Raw genomic sequence first — 21,664 nt, 5'->3', positions numbered from 1 at the left:
GGCTGGGGGTTTTTATGCGGGTTTGGCTGTGCGATTCAGGCCAGTTCACCGCACAGGTCCAGTTCCACCAGGCGGCGCACTTCGCTGGTCGCGAGGCCGGCACCGAGCAGGGCCTGCAACTTACCGAACGCCGCTTCACGGGTCATGCCACCACCGGACAGCACGCCCACTGCACGCAAACGGCTGCCGGCTTCGTACACGTCCAGTTCCACGCCGCCCTCATGGCATTGGGTGATCGCGACCACGACCACGCCTTGCGCCTGCGCGCGCTGGAGGCTGGCGAGGAACTCGGGGTCGTCGCTGGGCCCGGTACCGCTGCCGAAGCATTCCAGGATCAACGCCTGCAGGCCGCTGCCGATCAAACCGTCCAGTTGGGGCGCGCCGATACCCGGCACCAACGGCAGCACGCCGACATTGGCCAGGGCCTTGGGCTGACGGTAGTCCAGCGCTGCAGGAATCGACGCGGCGCGGGCCACGCCGCCCTGGCGTTGCAACGCGGCGAACGGGTGACGCCCGAAGCTGCGGACTTTCGCGCAGCGTGTCGGTGCCATCAGCGTGCCGTGGAAGTACAACTGCACACCCGGCGCCAGGCCTTGGCCCAGGGCCAGCAGCGCACCGCTGACGTTTTCCCAGGCATCGCTGTCGGGTACGCCGGCCGGGAGCATGGAGCCGGTGAACAGCACCGGCGCCGGCAGGCCCAACAGTTGGAAGCTCATGGCGGCCGCGCTGTAAGCCAAGGTGTCGGTGCCGTGCAGGATCAGCACCGCGTCGCAACCGTCGTCCACGGCTTCGACCACGGCAGTGCGCAGGCGCTGCCAGTAGGCCGGGGTCATGTTGGCGCTGTCGATCAGCGGCGACATTTCCCGGAAGCGCCATGTAGGCACCGGCTGGCTGGCGAGTTGTTCGCGCATGCGGGCTTCGAAACCGGATGCGGGGGTCAGGCCGTTGGCACTGGCTTGCATGCCGATGGTGCCGCCGGTGTAGAGCACCATGACGTTGTTAGCTGCTTGCATCGAAAATCTCCTGAACGAAAAACGCCGCCAAGCCCAGAGCATGCCCAAGGCCAGGCGGCGTGTCATCTGCGCTTAGCGTTGCGACAGTGCGATCGATTCAGCAGGCGCTTTAGCGGCAGGCTCCGGTTTCACCGGGTTGGCCGGCCAGGCCTTGCGGTCCAGGTCCAGGTCGGGGAACTGGCTGGAGTCGAACACCGGGGTCTTGATCCCCGCCGCGCGCTGGTTGTCGTAGTCATTCAGGATACGCATGGCGATCTTGAACAGGAACGCCAGGGCGAACAGGTTGACGAACGCGAGCATCGTCATGGTGATGTCGGCGAAGGCGAACACGGTGCTCAGGTTCTCGATCGAACCCCAGAAAATCAGCACCAGCACCAACGCGCGGTAGCCCATCAGCACCTTGCGGTTGTTGCCGACCAGGAAGCGCAGGTTGCTCTCGCCGAGGTAGTAGTTGTACATGATCGAGGTGAACACGAACAACGCCAGGGCCACCGCGATGAACATCCGGCCCCAGTCGCCGACCACGGCCGCCAGGGAGTTCTGGGTCAGGGCAATGCCGTCGCCTTCAAAGCCCGGGGTGTAGAAACCGGAGAGCAGGATCAGCAAGGCGGTGCAGGTGCAGATCACGAAAGTATCGAGGAACACGCTGAACGCTTGCACCACGCCTTGGGCGATCGGATGTTCCACCGACGCGACCGCCGCCACGTTAGGCGCACTGCCCAAACCGGCTTCGTTGGCGAATACGCCGCGCTTCACACCCATGATGATCGCACTGCCCACCAGGCCGCCGAAGGCCTGGTCGAGGCCGAACGCGCTCTTGACGATGGTCGCGAGCATGGCCGGCACATGGTCGAATTGCAGCACGATCACGTAGAGGGTCACGGCGATGTAGACCAGGGTCTTGACCGGCACCAGCAGGTCGGCGATCGAGGCGATCCGCTTGATCCCGCCGATGAACACCAGGCCCAGCAATGCCGCCAGGGCCAGGCCGGTGTAGGTGGTGTCGAGGCCGAAGGCGTTGTTCAGCGAATGCGTCACGGCATGGGCTTGCAGGCCGTTGAAGGCAAAACCGAAAGTCACCAGCAGCAGGAACGCCATCACCATGCCCAGCCAGCGCTTGTGCAGGCCGTGCTGGATGTAATAAGCCGGGCCGCCGCGGAAGGTGCCTTCGGCGTCGGTGCGCTTGTACAACTGGCCCAGGGAGCACTCGATAAAGCTCGAGGACATGCCCACCAACGCGGTGACCCACATCCAGAACACGGCACCGGGGCCGCCCAGGGTCACGGCAATGCCGACACCGGCGATGTTACCGGCACCGACGCGGCCGGCCAGGCTGAGCATCAGCGCCTGGAACGAACTGAGCTGGTCGGAGCTGTTTTTCAGGCTGTCGCGAAACACCGAAAACATGTGGAAAAAGTGACGCAACTGAACGAAACGCGAGCGGATCGTGAAATAACCGCCGAGCCCGACAATGAGCACGATCAGTACTTTCCCTGAGAGGAAGTCGTTGATGACTTCGAGCATGGAGTGTTCCTCGCTGATTTTTCTAATGGCAAACGCAGGACGGTTCGACGCTGTCACTTGGCACCAGGCAGTGCGCGACGGTTCGACCGGATCCTTTTGCGGGTGTTGTTATTCATGCGTTTTCGCGTGTGTCCGGGCCTCGTTACCGATGGCCGCTGGCGCGAAGAGGGGCGGCACTATACCTAGGCGAACGTGATCCGTCTGCCTGGGCTGATTAAAGGTTTCAGCCAGGGTGTGGCGGGCAGGGGCGATATTGGAATTTTTATGGGCGTCATTTCACAACCTTGAGACAAAAAAAGGGCCTGAAGAACGAGCCTTCAGGCCCTCAAAAGGTGAGAGGTGTCTAGTCCCTCAACCTGGTGAGCGGTGCAACAAACGCTTAGGCCTTCAGCGGGACCAAACGTGGAGCAATCATGTTTTCGGGGCGCAGGATGTCGTCGAGCATAGCGTCGTCGAGCAAGCCTTCTTCGCGCACCAGTTCCAGCACGCCGCGGCCGCTTTCGAGGGCGATACGCGCGATGCGGGTGGCGTTTTCATAGCCGATGTACGGGTTCAGTGCGGTGACCAGGCCGATGGAGTGCTCCACCAGCTCACGGCAGCGGGCTTCGTTGGCGGTGATGCCGACGATGCAGTGCTCGCGCAGCATGTCCATGGCCCGTTGCAGCAGGCGGATCGAGTCGAAGATCTTGAAGGCGATCAACGGTTCCATCACGTTCAACTGCAGTTGGCCGCCTTCGGCTGCCATGGTCAGGGCCAGGTCGTTGCCGATCACTTGGAAGGCCACTTGGTTGACGGCTTCCGGGATCACCGGGTTGACCTTGCCGGGCATGATCGAGCTGCCAGGCTGGCGGGCCGGCAGGTTGATCTCGTTGATGCCGGTACGTGGGCCGCTGGACAGCAGGCGCAGGTCGTTGCAGATCTTCGACAGCTTCACCGCGGTACGCTTGAGCATGCCGGAGAACAATACGAAGGCGCCCATGTCGGAGGTGGCTTCGATCAAGTCCGCCGCCGGCACCAGCGGCTGGCCGCTGATGGTGGCCAGGCGTTGTACGGCCAGGGCCTGGTAGCGCGGGTCGGCGTTGATGCCGGTGCCGATGGCGGTGCCGCCCAGGTTCACTTCGGTCAACAGCTCCGGCGCCAGGGTTTTCAGGCGGGCCAGGTCTTCGTTGAGGGTGGTGGCAAAGGCGCGGAATTCCTGGCCGAGGGTCATCGGCACGGCGTCTTGCAACTGGGTGCGGCCCATTTTCAGTACATGGTTGAACTCGACACCCTTGGCGGCGAACGCCTGGATCAGGCTGTCGAGGCTGGCCAGCAGCGCGTCATGGCCCAACAGCAGACCCAGGCGGATTGCGGTCGGGTAGGCGTCGTTGGTCGACTGCGCCATGTTCACGTCGTTGTTCGGGTGCAGGTACTGGTACTCGCCCTTGTTGTGGCCCATGGCCTCCAACGCGATGTTGGCGATGACTTCGTTGGCATTCATGTTGGTTGAAGTGCCGGCGCCGCCTTGAATCATGTCCACCACGAATTCTTCGTGAAAGTCGCCGCGGATCAGGCGGGCACAGGCTTCGCTGATCGCAGCGTGCTTGGCTTCGCTGAGCTGGCCCAACTCGCGGTTGGCGTCAGCGGCGGCTTGCTTGACCATTGCCAGGCCGACCACCAATTTCGGGTAATGCGAAATCGGAACGCCCGAGAGGCGGAAGTTATTCACCGCTCGCAGGGTCTGGATGCCGTAATACGCTTGGGCAGGTACTTCGAGTACGCCAAGCAGGTCTTTTTCTGTGCGGAATGATGCAGCGGAGGACATGACGGAAATCATCTCGATATGGACCCGGAACTGGCCGGAACGCTGTGAATGCTAGGCTTGTGGAAGTTTTTGGGCCAATGCTGTTAAACACTGGCCTATGCACAAACGGCATAATAGGCGTGTGACCCGGCTATCATGGCGGGCGTGTGTGCCAAAATGGTGCATACCCGTGGGAGGAACTGATGAACCTTGAGAGCAAATGGCTGGAAGACTTCAGCGCCCTGGCGGCGACGCGCAGCTTTTCCCAGGCTGCTGAGCGGCGCTTTGTCACCCAGCCGGCGTTCAGTCGACGTATCCGCAGCCTCGAAGCCGCGCTGGGCCTGACCCTGGTCAACCGCTCGCGCACGCCGGTGGAATTGACGGCCGCGGGGCAGTTGTTCCTGGTGACCGCGCGCACGGTGGTCGAGCAGCTCGGTGAAGTACTGCGCCATTTGCACCATCTGGAAGGCGGGCAGGGCGAAGTCATGCAAGTGGCGGCGGCCCACTCCCTGGCGCTGGGCTTCTTCCCGCGCTGGATCGCGCAACTGCGCAACGAAGGCCTGAACATTGCCACCCGGCTGGTCGCCACCAACGTCGGTGATGCCGTGCATGCCCTGCGCGAAGGCGGCTGCGATTTGATGCTGGCGTTCTACGACCCCGACGCGGCGATGCAGATGGACCCGGAGATCTTCCCGTCACTGCACCTGGGCAATACCGAAATGCTCCCGGTGTGCGCCGCCGATGCCGAGGGCAAGCCACTGTTCGACCTGGAAGGTGAAGGCAGTGTGCCGCTGCTGGCCTACAGCGCCGGGGCATTTCTGGGGCGTTCGGTGAACCTGCTGTTGCGCCAACGTGCCCTGCGCTTCACCACGGTTTACGAAACCGCGATGGCCGACAGCCTCAAAAGCATGGCCCTGGAAGGCCTGGGCATCGCCTGGGTGCCGCAACTGAGCGTGCGTGCCGAGTTGGCCCGAGGTGAGCTGGTGGTCTGCGGCGGTCCGCAGTGGCATGTGCCGTTGGAGATTCGTTTGTACCGCTGTGCCTTGGTGCGTAAGGCAAACGTGCGGTTGTTGTGGCGCAAGCTGGAAGGTGGAGCCGCGCAGAATACGTGAGTCCAGCACCGCTTAACTGTGGGAGGGGTTTTGTGGGGTTTCGCTGACTCTTAAGTCAATAAAACCGCCGGTTTGCGCCGCTAGACAGATGGTCATTCCAGGGGCTGTTTATCTGCGTTATTACGGTATACTGCGCGGCCTTCGGCCGGTCCAACCGGCCAAATTTCGTACACCAAGCCACGCCGGATTTCCCGCGTGGCTTGTTGTTTTTTGACGCGCCTGCGGGCGCCCAGAGAGAAGAGGCACGACGATGAGTGCATTGGTTGGCGTGATCATGGGCTCCAAGTCCGATTGGTCCACCCTTAGCCACACCGCCGATATGCTGGAAAAACTCGGCATTCCGTATGAAGTGAAAGTGGTCTCTGCCCACCGCACCCCGGATTTGCTGTTCCAGTATGCCGATGAAGCAGAATCCCGTGGCATCGAGGTGATCATCGCCGGTGCCGGCGGTGCAGCGCACCTGCCAGGCATGTGTGCGGCCAAGACCCACCTGCCGGTACTCGGCGTGCCGGTGCAGTCGTCGATGCTCTCGGGCGTGGATTCGCTGTTGTCCATCGTGCAGATGCCGGCCGGTATCCCGGTGGCGACCCTGGCGATCGGCAAGGCCGGCGCGATCAACGCCGCCTTGCTGTCCGCCAGCATCCTGGGCGCCAAGCACCCGCAGTTCCACGCGATGCTGAAAAAATTCCGTGCTGAGCAGACAGACAGCGTGCTGGACAATCCAGACCCACGTATCGCCTGAGGTTGTTGACGATGAAAATCGGTGTAATCGGTGGCGGCCAACTGGGTCGCATGCTGGCCCTGGCGGGAACGCCGCTGGGGATGAACTTCGCTTTCCTGGACCCGGCGCCGGATGCCTGTGCGGCCGCGTTGGGTGAACACCTGCGCGCTGACTACAGCGACCCGGACCACCTGCGCCAACTGGCCGAAGAAGTCGACCTGGTGACCTTCGAGTTCGAAAGCGTCCCGGCCGAAACCGTGGCCTTCCTCTCGCAGTTCGTGCCGGTCTACCCGAGCGCCGAAGCCTTGCGCATCGCCCGTGACCGCTGGTTCGAGAAGAGCATGTTCAAGGACCTGGGCATTCCGACCCCGGCCTTCGCCGATATCCAGTCCCAGGCGGACCTGGACGCGGCCGTCGCCAGCATCGGCCTGCCGGCCGTGCTGAAAACCCGTACCCTGGGTTACGACGGCAAGGGCCAGAAAGTCCTGCGCACCGCCGCCGATGTGGTCGGCACCTTCGCCGAACTGGGCAGCGTGGCCTGCCTGTTGGAAGGCTTCGTGCCGTTCACCGGCGAAGTTTCGCTGATCGCCGTGCGTGCCCGCGATGGCGAGACCCGCTTCTACCCGTTGGTCCACAACACCCACGACAACGGCATTCTCAAACTGTCCGTGGCCAGCACCGACCATCCGTTGCAGGCCCTGGCCGAAGACTATTCCAGCCGTGTGCTCAAGCAGCTGGAATATGTCGGCGTGATGGCGTTCGAGTTCTTTGAAGTCGACGGTGGCCTGAAGGCCAACGAAATCGCCCCGCGCGTCCACAACTCCGGGCACTGGACCACCGAAGGCGCCGAGTGCAGCCAGTTCGAGAACCACCTGCGCGCGGTGGCGGGCTTGCCGCTGGGCTCCACAGCCAAGGTGGGCGAGAGCGCCATGCTCAACTTCATCGGCGTGGTCCCGCCGGTTGAAAAAGTCATCGCCATCGACGACTGCCACTTGCATCACTACGGCAAGGCTTTCAAGACCGGGCGCAAGGTCGGCCACGCCAACCTGCGTTGCCAGGACCGCGCGACGCTGCAAGCGCAGATCCTCAAGGTCGAAGCGTTGATCGCCGAGCAATAATCCCGGGAGCGGCGGGAACCATTGGCGGCCGCCGTCTCTCTGATTGCAGGATGATAAAGCCTGGCTAGGCTTTTTCATGACTCACATTCAATCAGAGGGAAATGCCATGGGTATCATCGGAACCATCTTTATCGGCCTGATCGTCGGCCTGCTGGCGCGTTTCCTCAAGCCCGGCGACGACAGCATGGGCTGGATCATGACCATCCTGCTGGGTATCGCTGGCTCCCTTGCCGCCACCTACGGCGGTCAGGCACTGGGTATCTACCAGGCAGGCCAGGGCGCTGGCTTCATCGGCGCATTGTTGGGCGCCATTGTGCTGCTGGTGATCTACGGCCTGATCAAAAAGAACTAATCGAGCGACAAAGTCCTCTGCGCTGCGCAGGCGCAGAGGGCTAGAATGCCGGCACTGTTTACCTTGTCGAGCTCCTCCATGCGCCGTCTCCTCTTGATGTTTCTCCTGCTGGGCCCAGGCCTGGCTCATGCTGGCGAACTGCCGGAAACCGACTGGCTCGACCTGATGCCGCTGTCGGACCAGAAAGCCCTCGAACAAATGCCGGAAATCGACCACAACTCCCCCGAAGCCCAGGGCACCTTCACCGACAAAGGTGGCTTGAAGCAGAGCAAAGGGTTGCCGGCGGTGATGTATTCCACCAAGACCGTGGCCGCCATGAACGGCAAGAACATCCGCATCGGCGGTTACCCGGTGCCTTTGGAAACCGACGCCAAGGGCCGCAGCACCCTGTTTTTCCTGGTGCCGTACCCAGGCGCGTGCATCCACGTGCCGCCACCGCCGCCGAACCAATTGGTGCTGGTGCGTTACCCCAAGGGGTTGAAGCTGGATGATATCTACACGCCGCTGTGGGTTACGGGCACGTTGAAGGTGGAGACGGTCAATAACGACCTGGCCAACGCGGCGTATGCGCTGGATGCGGGCAAGGTGCGGGTGGTGAAGGAGTCGGATCTCTAAACCACAACACCGACCAATGTGGGAGGGAGCTTGCTCCCGATAGCGGTTTATCAGTCACAAATGTGCTGACTGACCCCCTGCTATCGGGAGCAACACCCCCTCCCACATTTTGATTGGGTTTACAAAGCGCTACTGGTGATGCTCACGCCCAAGGTGTGGCTTTCGCCCGGCGCCAGCGCCACCACGTCATCCAGCACATTCGCCGTCTCGATGCACAGCATGCCCTGCCAGCCGTCGTCGGCCATGTCGTCGAAGGCTTTGGCACGTTCGGTCCAGGGGTTCCAGATCACGGTCGAGTGGGAGCCTTCGCTGCTGAGCCGGACGCGCCGCTGCCAGTCGTTATCGACGATATGCAACTGCGCGGGGGTGTCGAGGTAGATGCGGTCGGTCTCGGCGCCGAAGTGCAGCGGCCCAGCCTGTTGCCGGGTGGCCCAGCCGTCAGCGGTATCGATATACGCAAGCCCGTCCAGGCCCTCGACCTGCACGTTGCGCACATCGCTCACGGCGAAGTAGGTGTGCAATGCCTGGCTGAGGGGCACGGTGTCGGTGCCACGGTTATGACTGGTCAGGCCGATGTGCAGGTGATCGTCCAGGCGCAGGCTCAGCTTCAGGTCGACCTGATGCGGCCAGCCGGGGAAGCCGCCCGCGGGTACGGGGAGCACCAGGTCGACGCGCAGGGTGTCGCCTTCGAGTTCGGTGGTAGCCAATTCCCAGAGTGCAGTACGCACGAAACCGTGGGCGCCCGCGGGCTGGTCGCTCTGGCGCATGGCCTGCACGCTGTGCGGGTTGCGATCGAACACGCCGAACCACGGCCAGCACACCGGTACGCCGGTGCGGATGCCTTTGCCGGCCTTGAAGACGGCTGCCTTGTTCGGCCAGATCAGCGGCTGTTCGCCTGCGCGTTGGTAACTGAAGAGGTGCGCGCCCTGTTGGGCCACCATCAGCTCGGCGCCGTTGTGGCGGATGCGCCAGCAGTCCAGCTCGTCGATTTTCACGGATTCAACGTGGGGCGTCGGCATAACAAAGCACTCTTAATAGCAGGCAATGGGGCAATTGACCGTCAAAACCCGGCGAGGTTTAACGCGCTCGCGACGGTACCGAACGGGTGCGGCCGCTGCCATCGATGGCGACGAACACGAACACCGCCTCGGTGACCTTGCGCCATTCGCTGGACAGCGGGTCGTCGCTCCACACTTCGACCATCATCTGGATCGAGCTGCGGCCGATTTCCAGGGCCTGGGTATAGAAGGACAATTGCGCGCCCACGGCCACCGGCACCAGGAACGCCATGCGATCAATGGCCACGGTGGCGACACGCCCGCCTGCGACCTTGCTGGCCATGGCCGTACCGGCCAGGTCCATCTGCGAGACCAGCCAGCCGCCGAAGATATCGCCGAAACCGTTGGTTTCACGCGGAAGTGCGGTGATTTGCAGGGCGAGATCGCCTTGTGGGATGGGATCTTCTTGTTCGAGTTCGATCATGCCGAGGGTGCCTCTGAGCCGTGACGCTTCATGGGTGTTTCAAATGGATAGCCGTCTTGTAGAAAAACATTTCAGCACCAACGCACGACGCGAGCTGTGTTTCTCGTAAGGCGTACTAAAGGGAAACTCTGCCAAACCGGCTGGATGGCACCCAACGGCGTTTTGGCACAGCAGCCCCTCAAGACTGCGGGTCTGGCGCTTGCAAGGGCCGAGTATATCGAGACGCTGGCGTCGCGACGACCTCTCGGCGCTCATTTGGTCGGTAAATAGACGCTGTAACGGAGCTTTTTCCGGCAACTGTTCTCCTGCCCTGGTTGACCGACTCCCTACGCCGTGAATAGTTCACCGCGCTGCGCTATCAACCGTTCGACGCTGTGCTTTTTCCGGCGATTTGCTATCTTGCCAGACCGCCGCAAGTCCAGGGCGTGCCGTCTTTATTACGCTGATTACTATAAGAGAAGCCTTGCCATGTCCTCCGTGCCCGCAAGCAGTGCGCAACCGTCGCGCCCGCTGACCCGCAACGACTACAAAACCCTGTCGCTGTCTGCCTTGGGCGGGGCGCTGGAGTTCTACGACTTCATCATCTTCGTGTTTTTCGCCACCGTGGTCGGAAAACTGTTCTTCCCCGCCGACATGCCCGAGTGGCTGCGCATGATGCAGACCTTCGGCATCTTCGCCGCCGGTTACCTGGCGCGGCCCCTGGGCGGCATCATCATGGCGCACTTCGGTGACCTGCTGGGGCGCAAGAAAATGTTCACCCTGAGCATCTTCATGATGGCCGTGCCGACCCTGATCATGGGCCTGCTGCCGACCTACGCGCAGATCGGCCTGTGGGCGCCGATCCTGTTGCTGTTGATGCGCGTGATCCAGGGCGCGGCGATCGGCGGCGAAGTCCCGGGCGCCTGGGTGTTCGTCTCCGAACATGTGCCCCCACGCCACATCGGCTACGCCTGCGGCACCCTGACCAGCGGCCTCACCGCCGGCATCCTGTTGGGTTCGCTGGTGGCCACCGCCATCAACACGCTCTACAGCCCGGAGCAGGTCTCCGATTACGCCTGGCGTATCCCGTTCCTGCTCGGCGGTGTGTTCGGCCTGCTGTCGGTGTACTTGCGCCGCTGGCTGCATGAAACGCCGATCTTCGCCGAGATGCAGCAACGCAAGGCTCTGGCCGCCGAACTGCCGCTGCGCGCGGTACTGCGCGACCACCGTGGCGCCATCGTGCTGTCGATGCTACTGACCTGGCTGCTGTCGGCCGGCGTGGTAGTCGTCATCCTGATGACCCCGACCGTGCTGCAGACCCTCTACCACTTCAGCCCGACCGTTGCGCTGCAAGCCAACAGCCTGGCCATCGTGACCCTGAGCCTGGGCTGCATTGCCTCCGGCGCCCTGGCCGACCGCTTCGGTGCCGGCCGCATACTGGTGGTCGGTTGCGCACTGTTGCTGGCGACCTCCTGGACGCTGTATCACAGCCTGCTGGACCACCCTGACTGGCTGTTCCCGCTGTACGCCCTGACCGGCCTGTTTGTCGGCACCATCGGCGTGGTGCCCTACGTGATGGTGAAAGCCTTCCCACCGGTGGTGCGCTTCAGCGGGTTGTCGTTCTCCTACAACGTGGCCTACGCCGTGTTCGGCGGGCTGACGCCGTTGGCGGTGTCGCTGCTGATGAAAGAAAGCCCGATGGGTCCGGCCTACTACGTTGCCGTCCTGTGCGTGATGGGGATGGGGGTGGGTGGGTATCTGTGGAAGCGCGGGCGGTAGATAGCTTTAGTCATGATGGGGTGTCGTTTCATTGGTTATCCAATGTCCATGCTGACTTTCTATATCACGCGCCAAGTCGAGAGTCTGGTTTGGCATTCTGATACGGGTAAGCGCGCGCCCCCGGTCAGCATATTTTCTAGTGCCGTTGCTGCAACGGCATTATTGATGACCTGATATTCGACCATTAGGTCGAGTAACCAAAGCGCACCATGCACTTGCAGTCCGTCCCGAATGGCCTGGCGACGGAGCTTTCCATCTCCAGTGAGTAGCGGTCTTCCGGTTGCTTGTGCGAGCAAGTAGCAGGAAACGTCAGCCAAGGAACTGTTGTTGTGTTCGACTTTAAGCGTTAAGAGCTTCTGCACACCGCCTTCGTCAAATGCCTCGACAACCAGCCCCCGAGCGAGCAGTTCATCGTGGGGGAAGTCCTCAAGTTCGTGCATCACGAAATCGGTACAGCACAGAGTGAATGGCAGCCTGAACATATGCTCCAGCAATCCCGCATTTCTGAAGTCAATCCAGATATTGGTGTCGCTGATATAGATCAGGCTCATGCACTCTCCAGTGAGCCCAAAAAATTGGGGTCTAGAGCCTTTATTGGGCGCCGCAGTAACTCTGCCGCTCTTGATTTGGTGATAAGGCCCTCCGCCAATCCCCAGAACACCAGTGATTCGAAACGCTGGGGCGGCTTGCAGGGTAGCGGTTCGGGTTCCGCCTTGCGCCAACCGTTGCTACTGAATTGGATGGTTAGGGATTTGTAACCACCTTCCCCCAGTAGATTGAGGTCCTTCAATCGACGGAGTGCTGCATGCATTGAGAGCCCATATTGGCGTTTGGCTATCAAGAGTTCACGGGGGTGGACGCGTGAACGTTGATGGCTCCCAAAATCGCCGGTGACGCTTTTAGCTGGATATAGAAAAGCCCCCGCAAAGCGGTGACAGCAGTTTTCTTTATCTCGCTCGGGCATATCGTCGGGCAGTTTCATTACCCAGTGCCCCAATTCATGGGCTGCGGTGAAGCGGATACGCTCACCTGGCCGCTGGGCATTCAATGCGATCAGTACATGTTCGCCCTCATTAGTGGCTGCGCAGGCACCATCGAAATCATCGGGCCCCGCCAGCATTACTACCTTGATGCCATGCTCTTCCAATTGCTCAGTCAGATGGGCGATAGGATCTTCACCGATGCCCCAATATTTGCGGAGCTGATCTGCGGCTCGTTCAGCGTCGTCAATTGAGGACACCGACAGCATTTGTGCGGGAGTTTTGGCAGTCTGGATATCCAACGGATCGAAGCACTCTTCAAGGGCGATGTACCGCTCTAGATGCTCGCGGATCTGTTCCTCAACCTGTACTTGGCGGTATTTGGGCATTTTCGCCAGTTTGCGGAACTCCAGCGGCGCGAGTGGCAGTGCTTGGGGGCGGAAAAAATACTCAGGGCTCACCTCCAGCGCCTTTGCCAATTGTAGAAGGCGCCGCGAGTTCGGGGTACTCAACCCTTTTTCATATTTGCTCAGGCCTTGCTTGGTTATATCGCCGAGACTGAGCGCCAGTGCTTCCAGCGACATGCCACGCAATAGCCTTGCGCGGCGAATCCGGTCATTGATCATGTGCGATCTCCTTAGGTTGACAAGACTATGCTTTGGTTTTGTTTTGTCAACCTGGGACTCGCCGTTCGCTGGTCAGGCTGCAGGCAGCGTTGATGAAGCAACGATTACAAAGTGTTTCTAAATTCAAGCAACATGAGCGTTGCCGCCCCGCACACTCCAGTTGTTCCGCATATTTCTCGCGCTTAGCCTGGTTCCTTTCCAATACTGGCCTTTCATCTAATTGTCATATTCCAGACATAGAGTGTTCACACGGCCTATCAATACTTGGCCCCGATCCAACTATCCCTATCTGCTAGGAGTAAGGCATGAAACTGAAGCGTTTGATGGCGGCAATGACTTTTGTCGCTGCTGGCGTTGCGACTGCCCACGCGGTGGCCGCTGGTGTTGACCCGGCTATTCCGGCTTACACGAAGACCACTGGTGTGTCGGGCAACTTGTCCAGCGTCGGTTCCGATACCCTGGCTAACCTGATGACCCTGTGGGCCGAGGGTTACAAAAAGGAATACCCGAACGTCAACATCCAGATTCAAGCTGCTGGTTCTGCCACTGCGCCACCTGCGCTGACTGAAGGCACCTCCAACCTGGGCCCGATGAGCCGCAAGATGAAGGACACCGAACTGGCGGCCTTCGAGCAGAAGTACGGCTACAAGCCAACTGCTATCCCGGTTGCCGTGGATGCCCTGGCCGTGTTCGTACACAAGGACAACCCGATCAAGCACCTGACCATGGAACAAGTCGACGCGATCTTCTCCTCGACTCGCCTGTGCGGTGCCAAAGCCGACGTCAAAACCTGGGGCGACCTGGGTGTGACCGGCGACCTGGCCAACAAGCCAGTGCAACTGTTCGGTCGTAACTCGGTATCCGGCACCTACGGCTACTTCAAAGAAGAAGCCCTGTGCAAAGGCGACTACAAGCCTAACGTGAACGAACAACCAGGCTCGGCTTCGGTCGTGCAGTCGATCAGCTCCTCGCTGAACGGCATCGGTTACTCGGGCATCGGCTACAAGACCGCCAGCGTGAAGACCGTGGCCCTGGCCAAGAAAGGCAGCACTGACTTCATCGAAGACAGCGAAGAAAACGCCCTGAACGGCAAATACCCGCTGTCGCGTTTCCTCTACGTTTACGTCAACAAAGCCCCGAACAAGCCGCTGGCACCGCTGGAAGCCGAGTTCGTGAAGCTGGTTCTGTCCAAGCAGGGCCAGGAAGTTGTGGTCAAGGACGGCTACATCCCACTGCCAGCCAAAGTTGCCGCCAAGGCACTGGCTGACCTGGGTCTGAAAGAAGGCAACTAAGTTGCTGGGCCGGGTAAAACCGGCCGTTCTGTAGGAGCGGGCTTGCTCGCGAAAGATGATAGAGCACCGCGTTTATTCAGAAGCGGCGCGTTATCGTTAACGCTCTTCGCGAGCAAGCTCGCTCCTACAGAAACTCCTAATTTTTAGTCCGCTGCCGGCTCTGCCATGCGGCGGATTTCTTACGTCACTGCATTGTCATCTTTCTGTCATACAGGACCGCTAGGGTGTGCGCATGAATGATCTGGCCAATTCCACTATGACGACGACTTCTCCCCCCAAGCGTATTGACTTCAATACGCCTGAGTTGCAACGCAAGCGCCGCATTCGCGCGCTCAAGGATCGCCTGACCCGTTGGTACGTGCTGATCGGCGGCCTCGCCGTCCTCGGCGCTATCACTCTGATCTTCTTCTTCCTGGCCTACGTGGTCGCGCCCTTGTTCCAGGGCGCCTCGCTGACCAAGGAAGCCGCGCTGACACCGGCGTGGATACAAGACGCGGGCAAGCCGTTGATGATCTCGCTGGAAGAACAGAACCAAGTCGCCATGCGGGTTTCCGACAAAGGCCAGGCGCTGTTCTTCGACGTGAGCACCGGCGCCGAACTCAAGCGCATCGACCTGCCGCTGGCGGCCGGCGTCAGCGTCGTGTCGATTGGTAAAGACCAGCCGGGCAGCCCGCTGGTGATCCTCGGTTTGTCCAATGGCCAGTCCCTGGTGTTCCGCCACACCTACAAGGTGTCCTACCCGGACGGCAAGAAGACCATCAGCCCGGCCATCGAATACCCTTACGGCGAAACGCCGATCGTGCTGGATGACGCCGGTCGCCCGCTGGAACACGTCGCGCTGAACGTCACCGACACCTCGCTGGTGGTGGCCGGTTCGGCCGGTTCGCACTTGAACGTGCTGTCCCTGAGCCGTGAAGAAAACATGATGACCGGCGAAGTCACCAGCGAGCAGAAGCGTATCGAGCTGCCGCAGATGACCGAGCCGGTGAAGGCGATCTTCATCGACCCACGCCAGCAATGGCTGTACGTGATCAACGGCCGTGCCTTGGCGGATGTGTTCAGCCTGCGCGACAAGAGCCTCAACGGTCGCTATAAACTGCTGGAAGACGGCGACGCCGAAATCACCGCCAGCACCCAACTGGTGGGCGGTATCTCGCTGATCGTCGGTAACTCCAAGGGCGGCCTGGCCCAGTGGTTCATGGCCCGTGACCCGGATGGCGAACAGCGCCTGAAGCAGATCCGCACCTTCGAGATGGGCACTGCGCCCATCGTTGAAATCACCGCCGAAGAACGTCGCAAAGGCTTCACCGCCCTCGACGCTTCCGGCAAGTTCGGCGTGTTCCACAGCACCGCCCACCGCACCCTGCTGGTGGACCCGGTGGTCGATGGCCCGGGCGTGTTCGGCCTGTCGCCACGGGCCAACCGTGTGATCGTCGAAGCCGACGGCAAGCTGCAACCGTTGCTGCTGGACAACCCGCACCCGGAAGTGTCGTGGAGCGCGCTGTGGAGCAAGGTCTGGTACGAAAACTACGACGAGCCTAAATACGTCTGGCAATCGACCGCCGCCAACACCGATTTCGAACCCAAGATGAGCCTCGCGCCGCTGACCTTCGGTACGCTGAAGGCCGCGTTCTACGCCATGTTGCTGGCCGCGCCGCTGGCCGTTGCCGCAGCGATCTACACCGCGTACTTCATGGCGCCGGGCCTGCGCCGCAAGGTCAAGCCGGTGATCGAGCTGATGGAAGCGATGCCGACGGTGATCCTCGGCTTCTTCGCCGGCCTGTTCCTCGCGCCGTATGTCGAAGGGCATCTACCGGGGATTTTCAGCCTGCTGATGCTGGTGCCGATTGGCATCCTGGTGGCCGGTTTTATCTTCAGCCGCCTGCCTGAGTCCATTCGCCTGCGGGTTCCCGATGGCTGGGAAAGCGCGATCCTGATCCCGGTGATCCTGTTTGTGGGCTGGCTCTCGCTGTACATGAGCCCGTACCTGGAAACCTGGTTCTTCGGCGGCGACATGCGGATGTGGATCTCCCATGACCTGGGCATCACCTATGACCAGCGCAACGCCCTGGTCGTCGGCCTGGCGATGGGGTTCGCGGTGATCCCGAACATCTACTCCATCGCCGAAGACGCCGTGTTCAGCGTGCCGCGCGGCCTGACCCTGGGCTCTTTGGCCCTGGGCGCCACGCCGTGGCAGACCATGACCCGCGTGGTCATCCTGACCGCCAGCCCGGGGATTTTCTCGGCGCTGATGATCGGCATGGGCCGCGCCGTGGGCGAGACCATGATCGTGCTGATGGCCACCGGTAACACTCCGGTGATGGAGATGAACCTGTTCGAAGGCCTGCGCACCCTGGCGGCCAACGTCGCGGTGGAAATGCCCGAGTCGGAAGTGGGCGGCAGTCACTACCGCGTGCTGTTCCTCTCGGCGCTGGTGCTGCTGTTGTTCACCTTCATCATGAACACCCTCGCCGAGCTGATTCGTCAGCGTCTGCGCAAGAAATACTCGTCGCTTTAAGAAAGGTAGAAGTCTGTGAAACAGAACTCCCTGAATGGATGGTTCAAGAGCGGCGCCCCCGGCGTCTGGATCAGCGGTGGCGCGGTGTCCATCGCGGTCATCATGACCCTTGGTTTGCTGGCTGTGATTGCGGTGCGTGGTTTGGGCCACTTCTGGCCGGCTGACCTGATCCAGGCCAACTACGATGTCCCGGGCCAGGCCAACCATATCGTCATTGGCGAAGTGGTACAGAAAGAAGAAGTGCCGCGCGAGCGCCTGAAAAGCGCTGGCCTGCCCGTGCCCGACGTGGGCCCGGAATTCATGACCCGCGAGCTGATCAAAGTCGGTAACCGCGATCTGAATGGCAACGACTTCACATGGATCGTCGGCGAATGGCTGAAGAACCAGACCAAACCGCTGGAATTGATGACCATCGAGCGCCGTGAGTGGGGCAACTTCTACGGCACCCTGGTCAACGTCAAGCAGGATGGCAAGGTCATCGCCGAAGGCCAGGCTGCGTGGCCGGAGCTGCAGGCTCGGGTCGACCGCGTGAACAAGCTGGCGGCCCAGCTCAAGACCCTTGAGAAGTCCGACATCGGCGCGATCAACGCCGGTCTTGAACGTATCCGTCTGCACGGTCGCAAGCTGGAACTGGAAGGCAAGCTCGACGCCGCCGCCCAGGCCGACATGGACTCGGGCCGCGCCGAACTGAATGCCCGTTACCAGGACATCGAAGCGCGCCTGGCCGACCTGCACGCCCAATTCAACCGCGACGCCTTGACTGCCCGCGATGCGAACGGCAAGGAAGTCGAAATCGGCATCGGCAAAGTGGTCCACGCCTATCAGCCGAACGCCATGGGCACGATGACCAAGATCGGCTTCTACTTCAGTAAGGTCTGGGAGTTCCTCAGCGACGACCCACGGGAAGCCAACACCGAAGGCGGGATCTTCCCGGCGATCTTCGGCACCGTGATGATGACTCTGATCATGGCGATGATCGTGACCCCATTCGGCGTGCTGGCGGCGGTGTACCTGCGTGAATACGCCAAGCAGAACGCCCTGACGCGGATCATCCGCATCGCCGTGAACAACCTGGCGGGCGTACCGGCCATCGTTTACGGCGTGTTCGGCCTGGGCTTCTTCGTGTATGTATTGGGTGGCTCGGTTGACCGCCTGTTCTTCGCCGAAGCCCTGCCGGCCCCGACCTTCGGTACGCCGGGCCTGTTGTGGGCGTCGCTGACCCTGGCGCTGCTGGCGGTGCCGGTGGTGATCGTGGCTACCGAAGAAGGCCTGGCGCGGATTCCTCGCACTGTGCGCGAAGGCTCGCTGGCACTCGGCGCGACCAAGGCGGAAACGCTGTGGAAGATCGTGCTGCCGATGGCCAGCCCGGCGATGATGACCGGCATGATCCTCGCCGTGGCCCGTGCCGCCGGTGAAGTAGCGCCGCTGATGCTGGTGGGCGTGGTCAAGCTGGCCCCGTCGCTGCCGCTGGACGGCAACTACCCTTACTTGCACCTTGACCAGAAGATCATGCACCTGGGCTTCCATATTTATGACGTCGGCTTCCAGAGCCCCAACGTCGAGGCCGCAAGGCCGCTGGTATATGCCACCGCGCTGTTGCTGGTGCTGGTGATCGCCACGCTCAACTTGTCGGCGGTGTGGATCCGTAACCACCTGCGCGAGAAGTACAAGGCGCTGGACAGTTAATTGAAGTAAACGCGGACTAAATGTGGGAGGGGGCTTGCCCCCGATAGCGGCGTATCAGAAACACATATGCTGGCTGACACACTGCTATCGGGGGCAAGCCCCCTCCCACACTAGACCACGATATACGCAGAATTTGAGTAAACCGTCCCCGGCGGTTCAACAACACGAATTGGTAGCACAGGGAGCATCCCATGCAACAAGAAACCCATTCCCATGGCATCAACATGTCTGCCCTGGGTCGTGACAAGCAGAGCCTGAGCCTGGCCCAGGAAACCGTGGCCATCGAAGTGCCGGGCCTGAGCCTGTACTACGGCGACAAACAGGCGCTGTTCGACGTCAGCATGAACATCCCCAAGCAGCGCGTGACCGCCTTCATCGGCCCGTCGGGCTGCGGCAAGTCCACGCTGCTGCGCACCTTCAACCGCATGAACGACCTGGTCGACGGTTGCCGCGTGGACGGTGCGATCAACCTCTACGGCAGCAACATCTACCGCAAGGGTGAAGACGTGGCCGAGCTGCGTCGCCGGGTGGGCATGGTGTTCCAGAAGCCCAACCCGTTCCCCAAGACCATCTACGAAAACGTGGTTTACGGCCTGCGCATCCAGGGCATCAACAAGAAGCGCATCCTCGATGAAGCGGTCGAATGGGCGCTTAAAGGCGCGGCGCTGTGGGACGAGGTCAAGGACCGCCTGCACGACTCCGCACTCGGCCTGTCCGGCGGCCAGCAACAACGCCTGGTGATCGCGCGTACCATCGCCGTGGAACCGGAAGTGCTGCTGCTCGACGAACCTTGCTCGGCACTCGATCCGATCTCGACGTTGAAAGTCGAAGAACTGATCTACGAGCTCAAGTCCAAGTTCACCATCGTCATCGTGACTCACAACATGCAACAGGCGGCGCGGGTTTCCGACTACACCGCGTTCATGTACATGGGCAAGCTGGTGGAGTTCGGCGATACCGATACCCTGTTCACCAATCCGGCGAAGAAACAGACCGAAGACTACATCACCGGTCGCTACGGCTAGGAAGCTGTGGTTCAGATTGCATTGACGCTGCGGTTCTCCGCACCTTTCCGGACGCTCCAAGGACGCCAACATGATTAGCAAAGAAGGCCTTACCCACCACATCTCCGCGCAGTTCAATGCCGAGCTTGAGGAAGTGCGCAGCCACCTCCTGGCGATGGGCGGGCTGGTGGAGAAGCAAGTCAACGATGCGGTCACCGCGCTGATCGAGGCCGACTCGGGCCTGGCCCAGCAAGTGCGCGAGATCGATGACCAGATCAACCAGATGGAACGCAATATCGACGAAGAATGCCTGCGCATTCTCGCCCGTCGCCAGCCGGCGGCTTCCGACCTGCGCTTGATCATCAGTATTTCCAAGTCGGTGATCGACCTTGAGCGTATCGGCGATGAATCCACCAAGATCGCCCGCCGCGCCATCCAACTGTGCGAAGAAGGCGAAGCGCCGCGCGGTTATGTGGAAGTGCGGCATATCGGTGACCAGGTGCGCAACATGGTGCGCGATGCCCTGGACGCGTTTGCCCGTTTCGACGCCGAACTGGCGTTGTCGGTGGCCCAGTACGACAAGATCATCGACCGTGAGTACAAGACCGCCCTGCGCGAGCTGGCCACCTACATGATGGAAGACCCGCGCTCTATCACACGGGTCTTGAGCATTATCTGGGTGCTGCGTTCGCTGGAGCGGATCGGCGACCACGCGCGCAATATCTCGGAGTTGGTGATCTATCTGGTGCGTGGCACCGACGTGCGGCACATGGGCCTCAAGCGCATGAAAGCCGAAGTTGAAGGATCTACCGATCAAATCCCTAATGTTCCGGGCGAATCTGACGATAAGTAAGGTTGCCCGAGATATTAACGCCCGGCCTTTGGTCGGGCGTTTTCGTTTGTGGGCGCTGATTTTTTTGTGCGTGGGGTGAAAGAAAGTCCCAACACGACTACAGAGTTTTGGCAAAATGCCACCAGTCAGGCGTTCTGCGTGCCGCGTTTTTATAGGATAAAGGGTCGATGAGTAAAGTCAGTGTATTGGTGGTGGATGACGCCTCGTTTATTCGCGACCTGGTGAAGAAGTGCCTGCGCAATTACTTCCCCGGGATCAAGATTGAAGATGCGGTGAACGGCAAAAAGGCCCAGGCCATCCTGATGCGCGAAACCTTCGATCTGGTGTTGTGCGACTGGGAAATGCCCGAGATGTCCGGCCTGGAGTTGTTGACCTGGTGCCGTGAGCAACCGCAGCTCAAAGCCATGCCGTTCGTGATGGTGACCAGCCGCGGCGACAAGGAGAACGTGGTGCAGGCGATCCAGGCCGGGGTTTCCGGCTACGTCAGCAAACCGTTCACCAACGAACAGCTGTTGACCAAGGTCAAGCACGCCCTGCACAAGGTCGGGCGCCTCGACGCCCTGGTCGCCAGCGCACCGACCAAGATGAACTCAGCGTTCGGCAACGACTCCCTGAGCGCCCTGACCGGTGGCAAGCCCGAAGCGGTCAAGGTCGCTCCTATCGCGGCGGCTGCACCGAGCAAAGGCCTGCTCAACAGCCCGCCCGTGAAGGCGGCTGCCGCCGCTGCGCCCGCCAGTGGTCGCGGGCAGGGTCAGTTGCGGCTGTCCAGCGGCACCCAGCAATGCGTGATCAAGGGCCTGAGCATCAAGGAAGCGCTGCTGGTGGTCCGTCGCAGTGAGGTCCTGCCCCAGGTACTGGAAAGCGCGGTGCTCGACCTTGAGCAAGGCGACAACGCCGAAGTCGCGCGTCTCAACGGCTACCTGCACGCCGTCGTCGCCTTCGAGCCCAAGCCCGACAGCGACTGGCTGCAACTGACCTTCCGCTTTATCGACCAGGATGCGCAGAAACTGGACTACATCTCGCGGCTGATCGCGCGGGGTACGGCGCAGAAGCATTTTGTGCCGGGTGCCTGATTCACAGAACGCCACCTGTCCTCTGTGGAAGGGGGCGTGCTCCCGATGGTCTTTCATTCAACATCTTCGTTGGCTGAACTACCGCAATCGCGAGCAAGCCCGCTCCTACATGTGAAGTTCGTTGTTTTCAGTATCGGGTAAATCTCACACGGTC

19 protein-coding genes are annotated in these 21,664 nt (G+C 61.1%); 12 read left to right on the top strand and 7 right to left on the bottom strand.

What is annotated here, in order from left to right; genetic code table 11:
• Positions 1-35 precede the first annotated feature (35 nt).
• From MOQ67_RS00495 to aspA, 3 genes are all read right to left on the bottom strand, one after another.
• Complete coding sequence (locus MOQ67_RS00495; RefSeq protein ID WP_126589094.1) at positions 36-1,013, bottom strand: asparaginase; 978 nt, start codon at positions 1,011-1,013, stop codon at positions 36-38.
• Between the two features lie 72 nt (positions 1,014-1,085).
• Complete coding sequence (locus tag MOQ67_RS00490) at positions 1,086-2,537, bottom strand: alanine/glycine:cation symporter family protein (RefSeq protein ID WP_448675776.1); 1,452 nt, start codon at positions 2,535-2,537, stop codon at positions 1,086-1,088.
• Between the two features lie 379 nt (positions 2,538-2,916).
• Entirely contained in the window at positions 2,917-4,341 is a 1,425-nt protein-coding gene (aspA, locus tag MOQ67_RS00485; protein WP_017850012.1) for an aspartate ammonia-lyase, read from the bottom strand.
• A 182-nt stretch (positions 4,342-4,523) separates the two neighbouring features.
• Between aspA and MOQ67_RS00480 the strand changes: the two genes are divergently transcribed.
• From MOQ67_RS00480 to MOQ67_RS00460, 5 genes are all read left to right on the top strand, one after another.
• A complete protein-coding gene (locus MOQ67_RS00480) occupies positions 4,524-5,432 on the top strand; it encodes a LysR substrate-binding domain-containing protein (RefSeq protein WP_017850011.1) in 909 nt (302 codons plus the stop codon).
• A 250-nt stretch (positions 5,433-5,682) separates the two neighbouring features.
• Positions 5,683-6,174 carry a 5-(carboxyamino)imidazole ribonucleotide mutase gene (purE, locus tag MOQ67_RS00475; RefSeq protein ID WP_017850010.1) on the top strand — a complete coding sequence of 164 codons (492 nt, stop codon included), beginning with the start codon at positions 5,683-5,685 and terminating at the stop codon, positions 6,172-6,174.
• Positions 6,175-6,185: 11 nt separating this feature from the next.
• On the top strand, positions 6,186-7,271 hold the full coding sequence (locus MOQ67_RS00470; RefSeq protein WP_046381615.1) for a 5-(carboxyamino)imidazole ribonucleotide synthase: 1,086 nt from the start codon (positions 6,186-6,188) through the stop codon (positions 7,269-7,271).
• A gap of 106 nt (positions 7,272-7,377) precedes the next feature.
• Positions 7,378-7,623 carry a GlsB/YeaQ/YmgE family stress response membrane protein gene (locus tag MOQ67_RS00465; protein ID WP_017850008.1) on the top strand — a complete coding sequence of 82 codons (246 nt, stop codon included), beginning with the start codon at positions 7,378-7,380 and terminating at the stop codon, positions 7,621-7,623.
• A gap of 78 nt (positions 7,624-7,701) precedes the next feature.
• Positions 7,702-8,238, top strand: coding sequence for a DUF3299 domain-containing protein (locus MOQ67_RS00460; RefSeq protein ID WP_126589093.1), 537 nt, complete (start codon positions 7,702-7,704; stop codon positions 8,236-8,238).
• Positions 8,239-8,357: 119 nt separating this feature from the next.
• On the opposite strand, the gene MOQ67_RS00455 is transcribed toward MOQ67_RS00460, so the two are convergent.
• Both MOQ67_RS00455 and MOQ67_RS00450 read right to left on the bottom strand, forming a co-directional pair.
• A complete protein-coding gene (locus tag MOQ67_RS00455; protein ID WP_126589092.1) occupies positions 8,358-9,257 on the bottom strand; it encodes a D-hexose-6-phosphate mutarotase in 900 nt (299 codons plus the stop codon).
• 58 nt (positions 9,258-9,315) lie between these two features.
• Positions 9,316-9,720, bottom strand: coding sequence for an acyl-CoA thioesterase (locus MOQ67_RS00450; protein WP_010566936.1), 405 nt, complete (start codon positions 9,718-9,720; stop codon positions 9,316-9,318).
• Between the two features lie 468 nt (positions 9,721-10,188).
• On the opposite strand from MOQ67_RS00450, the gene MOQ67_RS00445 reads away from it, so the two are divergent.
• Positions 10,189-11,478, top strand: a complete 1,290-nt coding sequence (locus tag MOQ67_RS00445; protein ID WP_017850005.1) for an MFS transporter — start codon at positions 10,189-10,191, stop codon at positions 11,476-11,478.
• A gap of 59 nt (positions 11,479-11,537) precedes the next feature.
• Here the strand turns inward: MOQ67_RS00445 and MOQ67_RS00440 are convergent, their stop codons facing one another.
• Positions 11,538-12,029 carry a hypothetical protein gene (locus MOQ67_RS00440; protein WP_057005213.1) on the bottom strand — a complete coding sequence of 164 codons (492 nt, stop codon included), beginning with the start codon at positions 12,027-12,029 and terminating at the stop codon, positions 11,538-11,540.
• On the bottom strand, positions 12,026-13,084 hold the full coding sequence (locus tag MOQ67_RS00435) for a helix-turn-helix domain-containing protein (protein ID WP_046485942.1): 1,059 nt from the start codon (positions 13,082-13,084) through the stop codon (positions 12,026-12,028). The genes MOQ67_RS00440 and MOQ67_RS00435 overlap by 4 nt, the downstream gene beginning before the upstream one ends.
• 305 nt (positions 13,085-13,389) lie before the next feature.
• Between MOQ67_RS00435 and MOQ67_RS00430 the strand changes: the two genes are divergently transcribed.
• The 6 genes from MOQ67_RS00430 (at position 13,390) to MOQ67_RS00405 (ending at position 21,510) form a co-directional block, all read left to right on the top strand.
• The gene (locus MOQ67_RS00430; RefSeq protein WP_017850004.1) at positions 13,390-14,376 is read left to right on the top strand and encodes a phosphate ABC transporter substrate-binding protein PstS; all 987 of its coding nucleotides are present in this window, start codon (positions 13,390-13,392) and stop codon (positions 14,374-14,376) included.
• 484 nt (positions 14,377-14,860) lie between these two features.
• The gene (locus MOQ67_RS00425; protein WP_169884756.1) at positions 14,861-16,894 is read left to right on the top strand and encodes an ABC transporter permease subunit; all 2,034 of its coding nucleotides are present in this window, start codon (positions 14,861-14,863) and stop codon (positions 16,892-16,894) included.
• Positions 16,895-16,909: 15 nt separating this feature from the next.
• Positions 16,910-18,580 carry a phosphate ABC transporter permease PstA gene (gene pstA, locus MOQ67_RS00420; protein WP_046485946.1) on the top strand — a complete coding sequence of 557 codons (1,671 nt, stop codon included), beginning with the start codon at positions 16,910-16,912 and terminating at the stop codon, positions 18,578-18,580.
• A 191-nt stretch (positions 18,581-18,771) separates the two neighbouring features.
• Positions 18,772-19,605 (top strand): phosphate ABC transporter ATP-binding protein PstB, encoded by an 834-nt coding sequence (pstB, locus tag MOQ67_RS00415; RefSeq protein WP_017850001.1) that lies wholly within the window; start codon positions 18,772-18,774, stop codon positions 19,603-19,605.
• A 70-nt stretch (positions 19,606-19,675) separates the two neighbouring features.
• Positions 19,676-20,437, top strand: a complete 762-nt coding sequence (gene phoU, locus MOQ67_RS00410; protein WP_017850000.1) for a phosphate signaling complex protein PhoU — start codon at positions 19,676-19,678, stop codon at positions 20,435-20,437.
• Positions 20,438-20,604: 167 nt separating this feature from the next.
• The gene (locus tag MOQ67_RS00405; RefSeq protein ID WP_046485961.1) at positions 20,605-21,510 is read left to right on the top strand and encodes a response regulator; all 906 of its coding nucleotides are present in this window, start codon (positions 20,605-20,607) and stop codon (positions 21,508-21,510) included.
• The last annotated feature ends 154 nt before the right edge of the window (positions 21,511-21,664 follow it).

It is taken from the genome of Pseudomonas sp. LY-1 (assembly GCF_053502595.1).
This window is presented reverse-complemented; position numbering and strand designations above follow the sequence as displayed.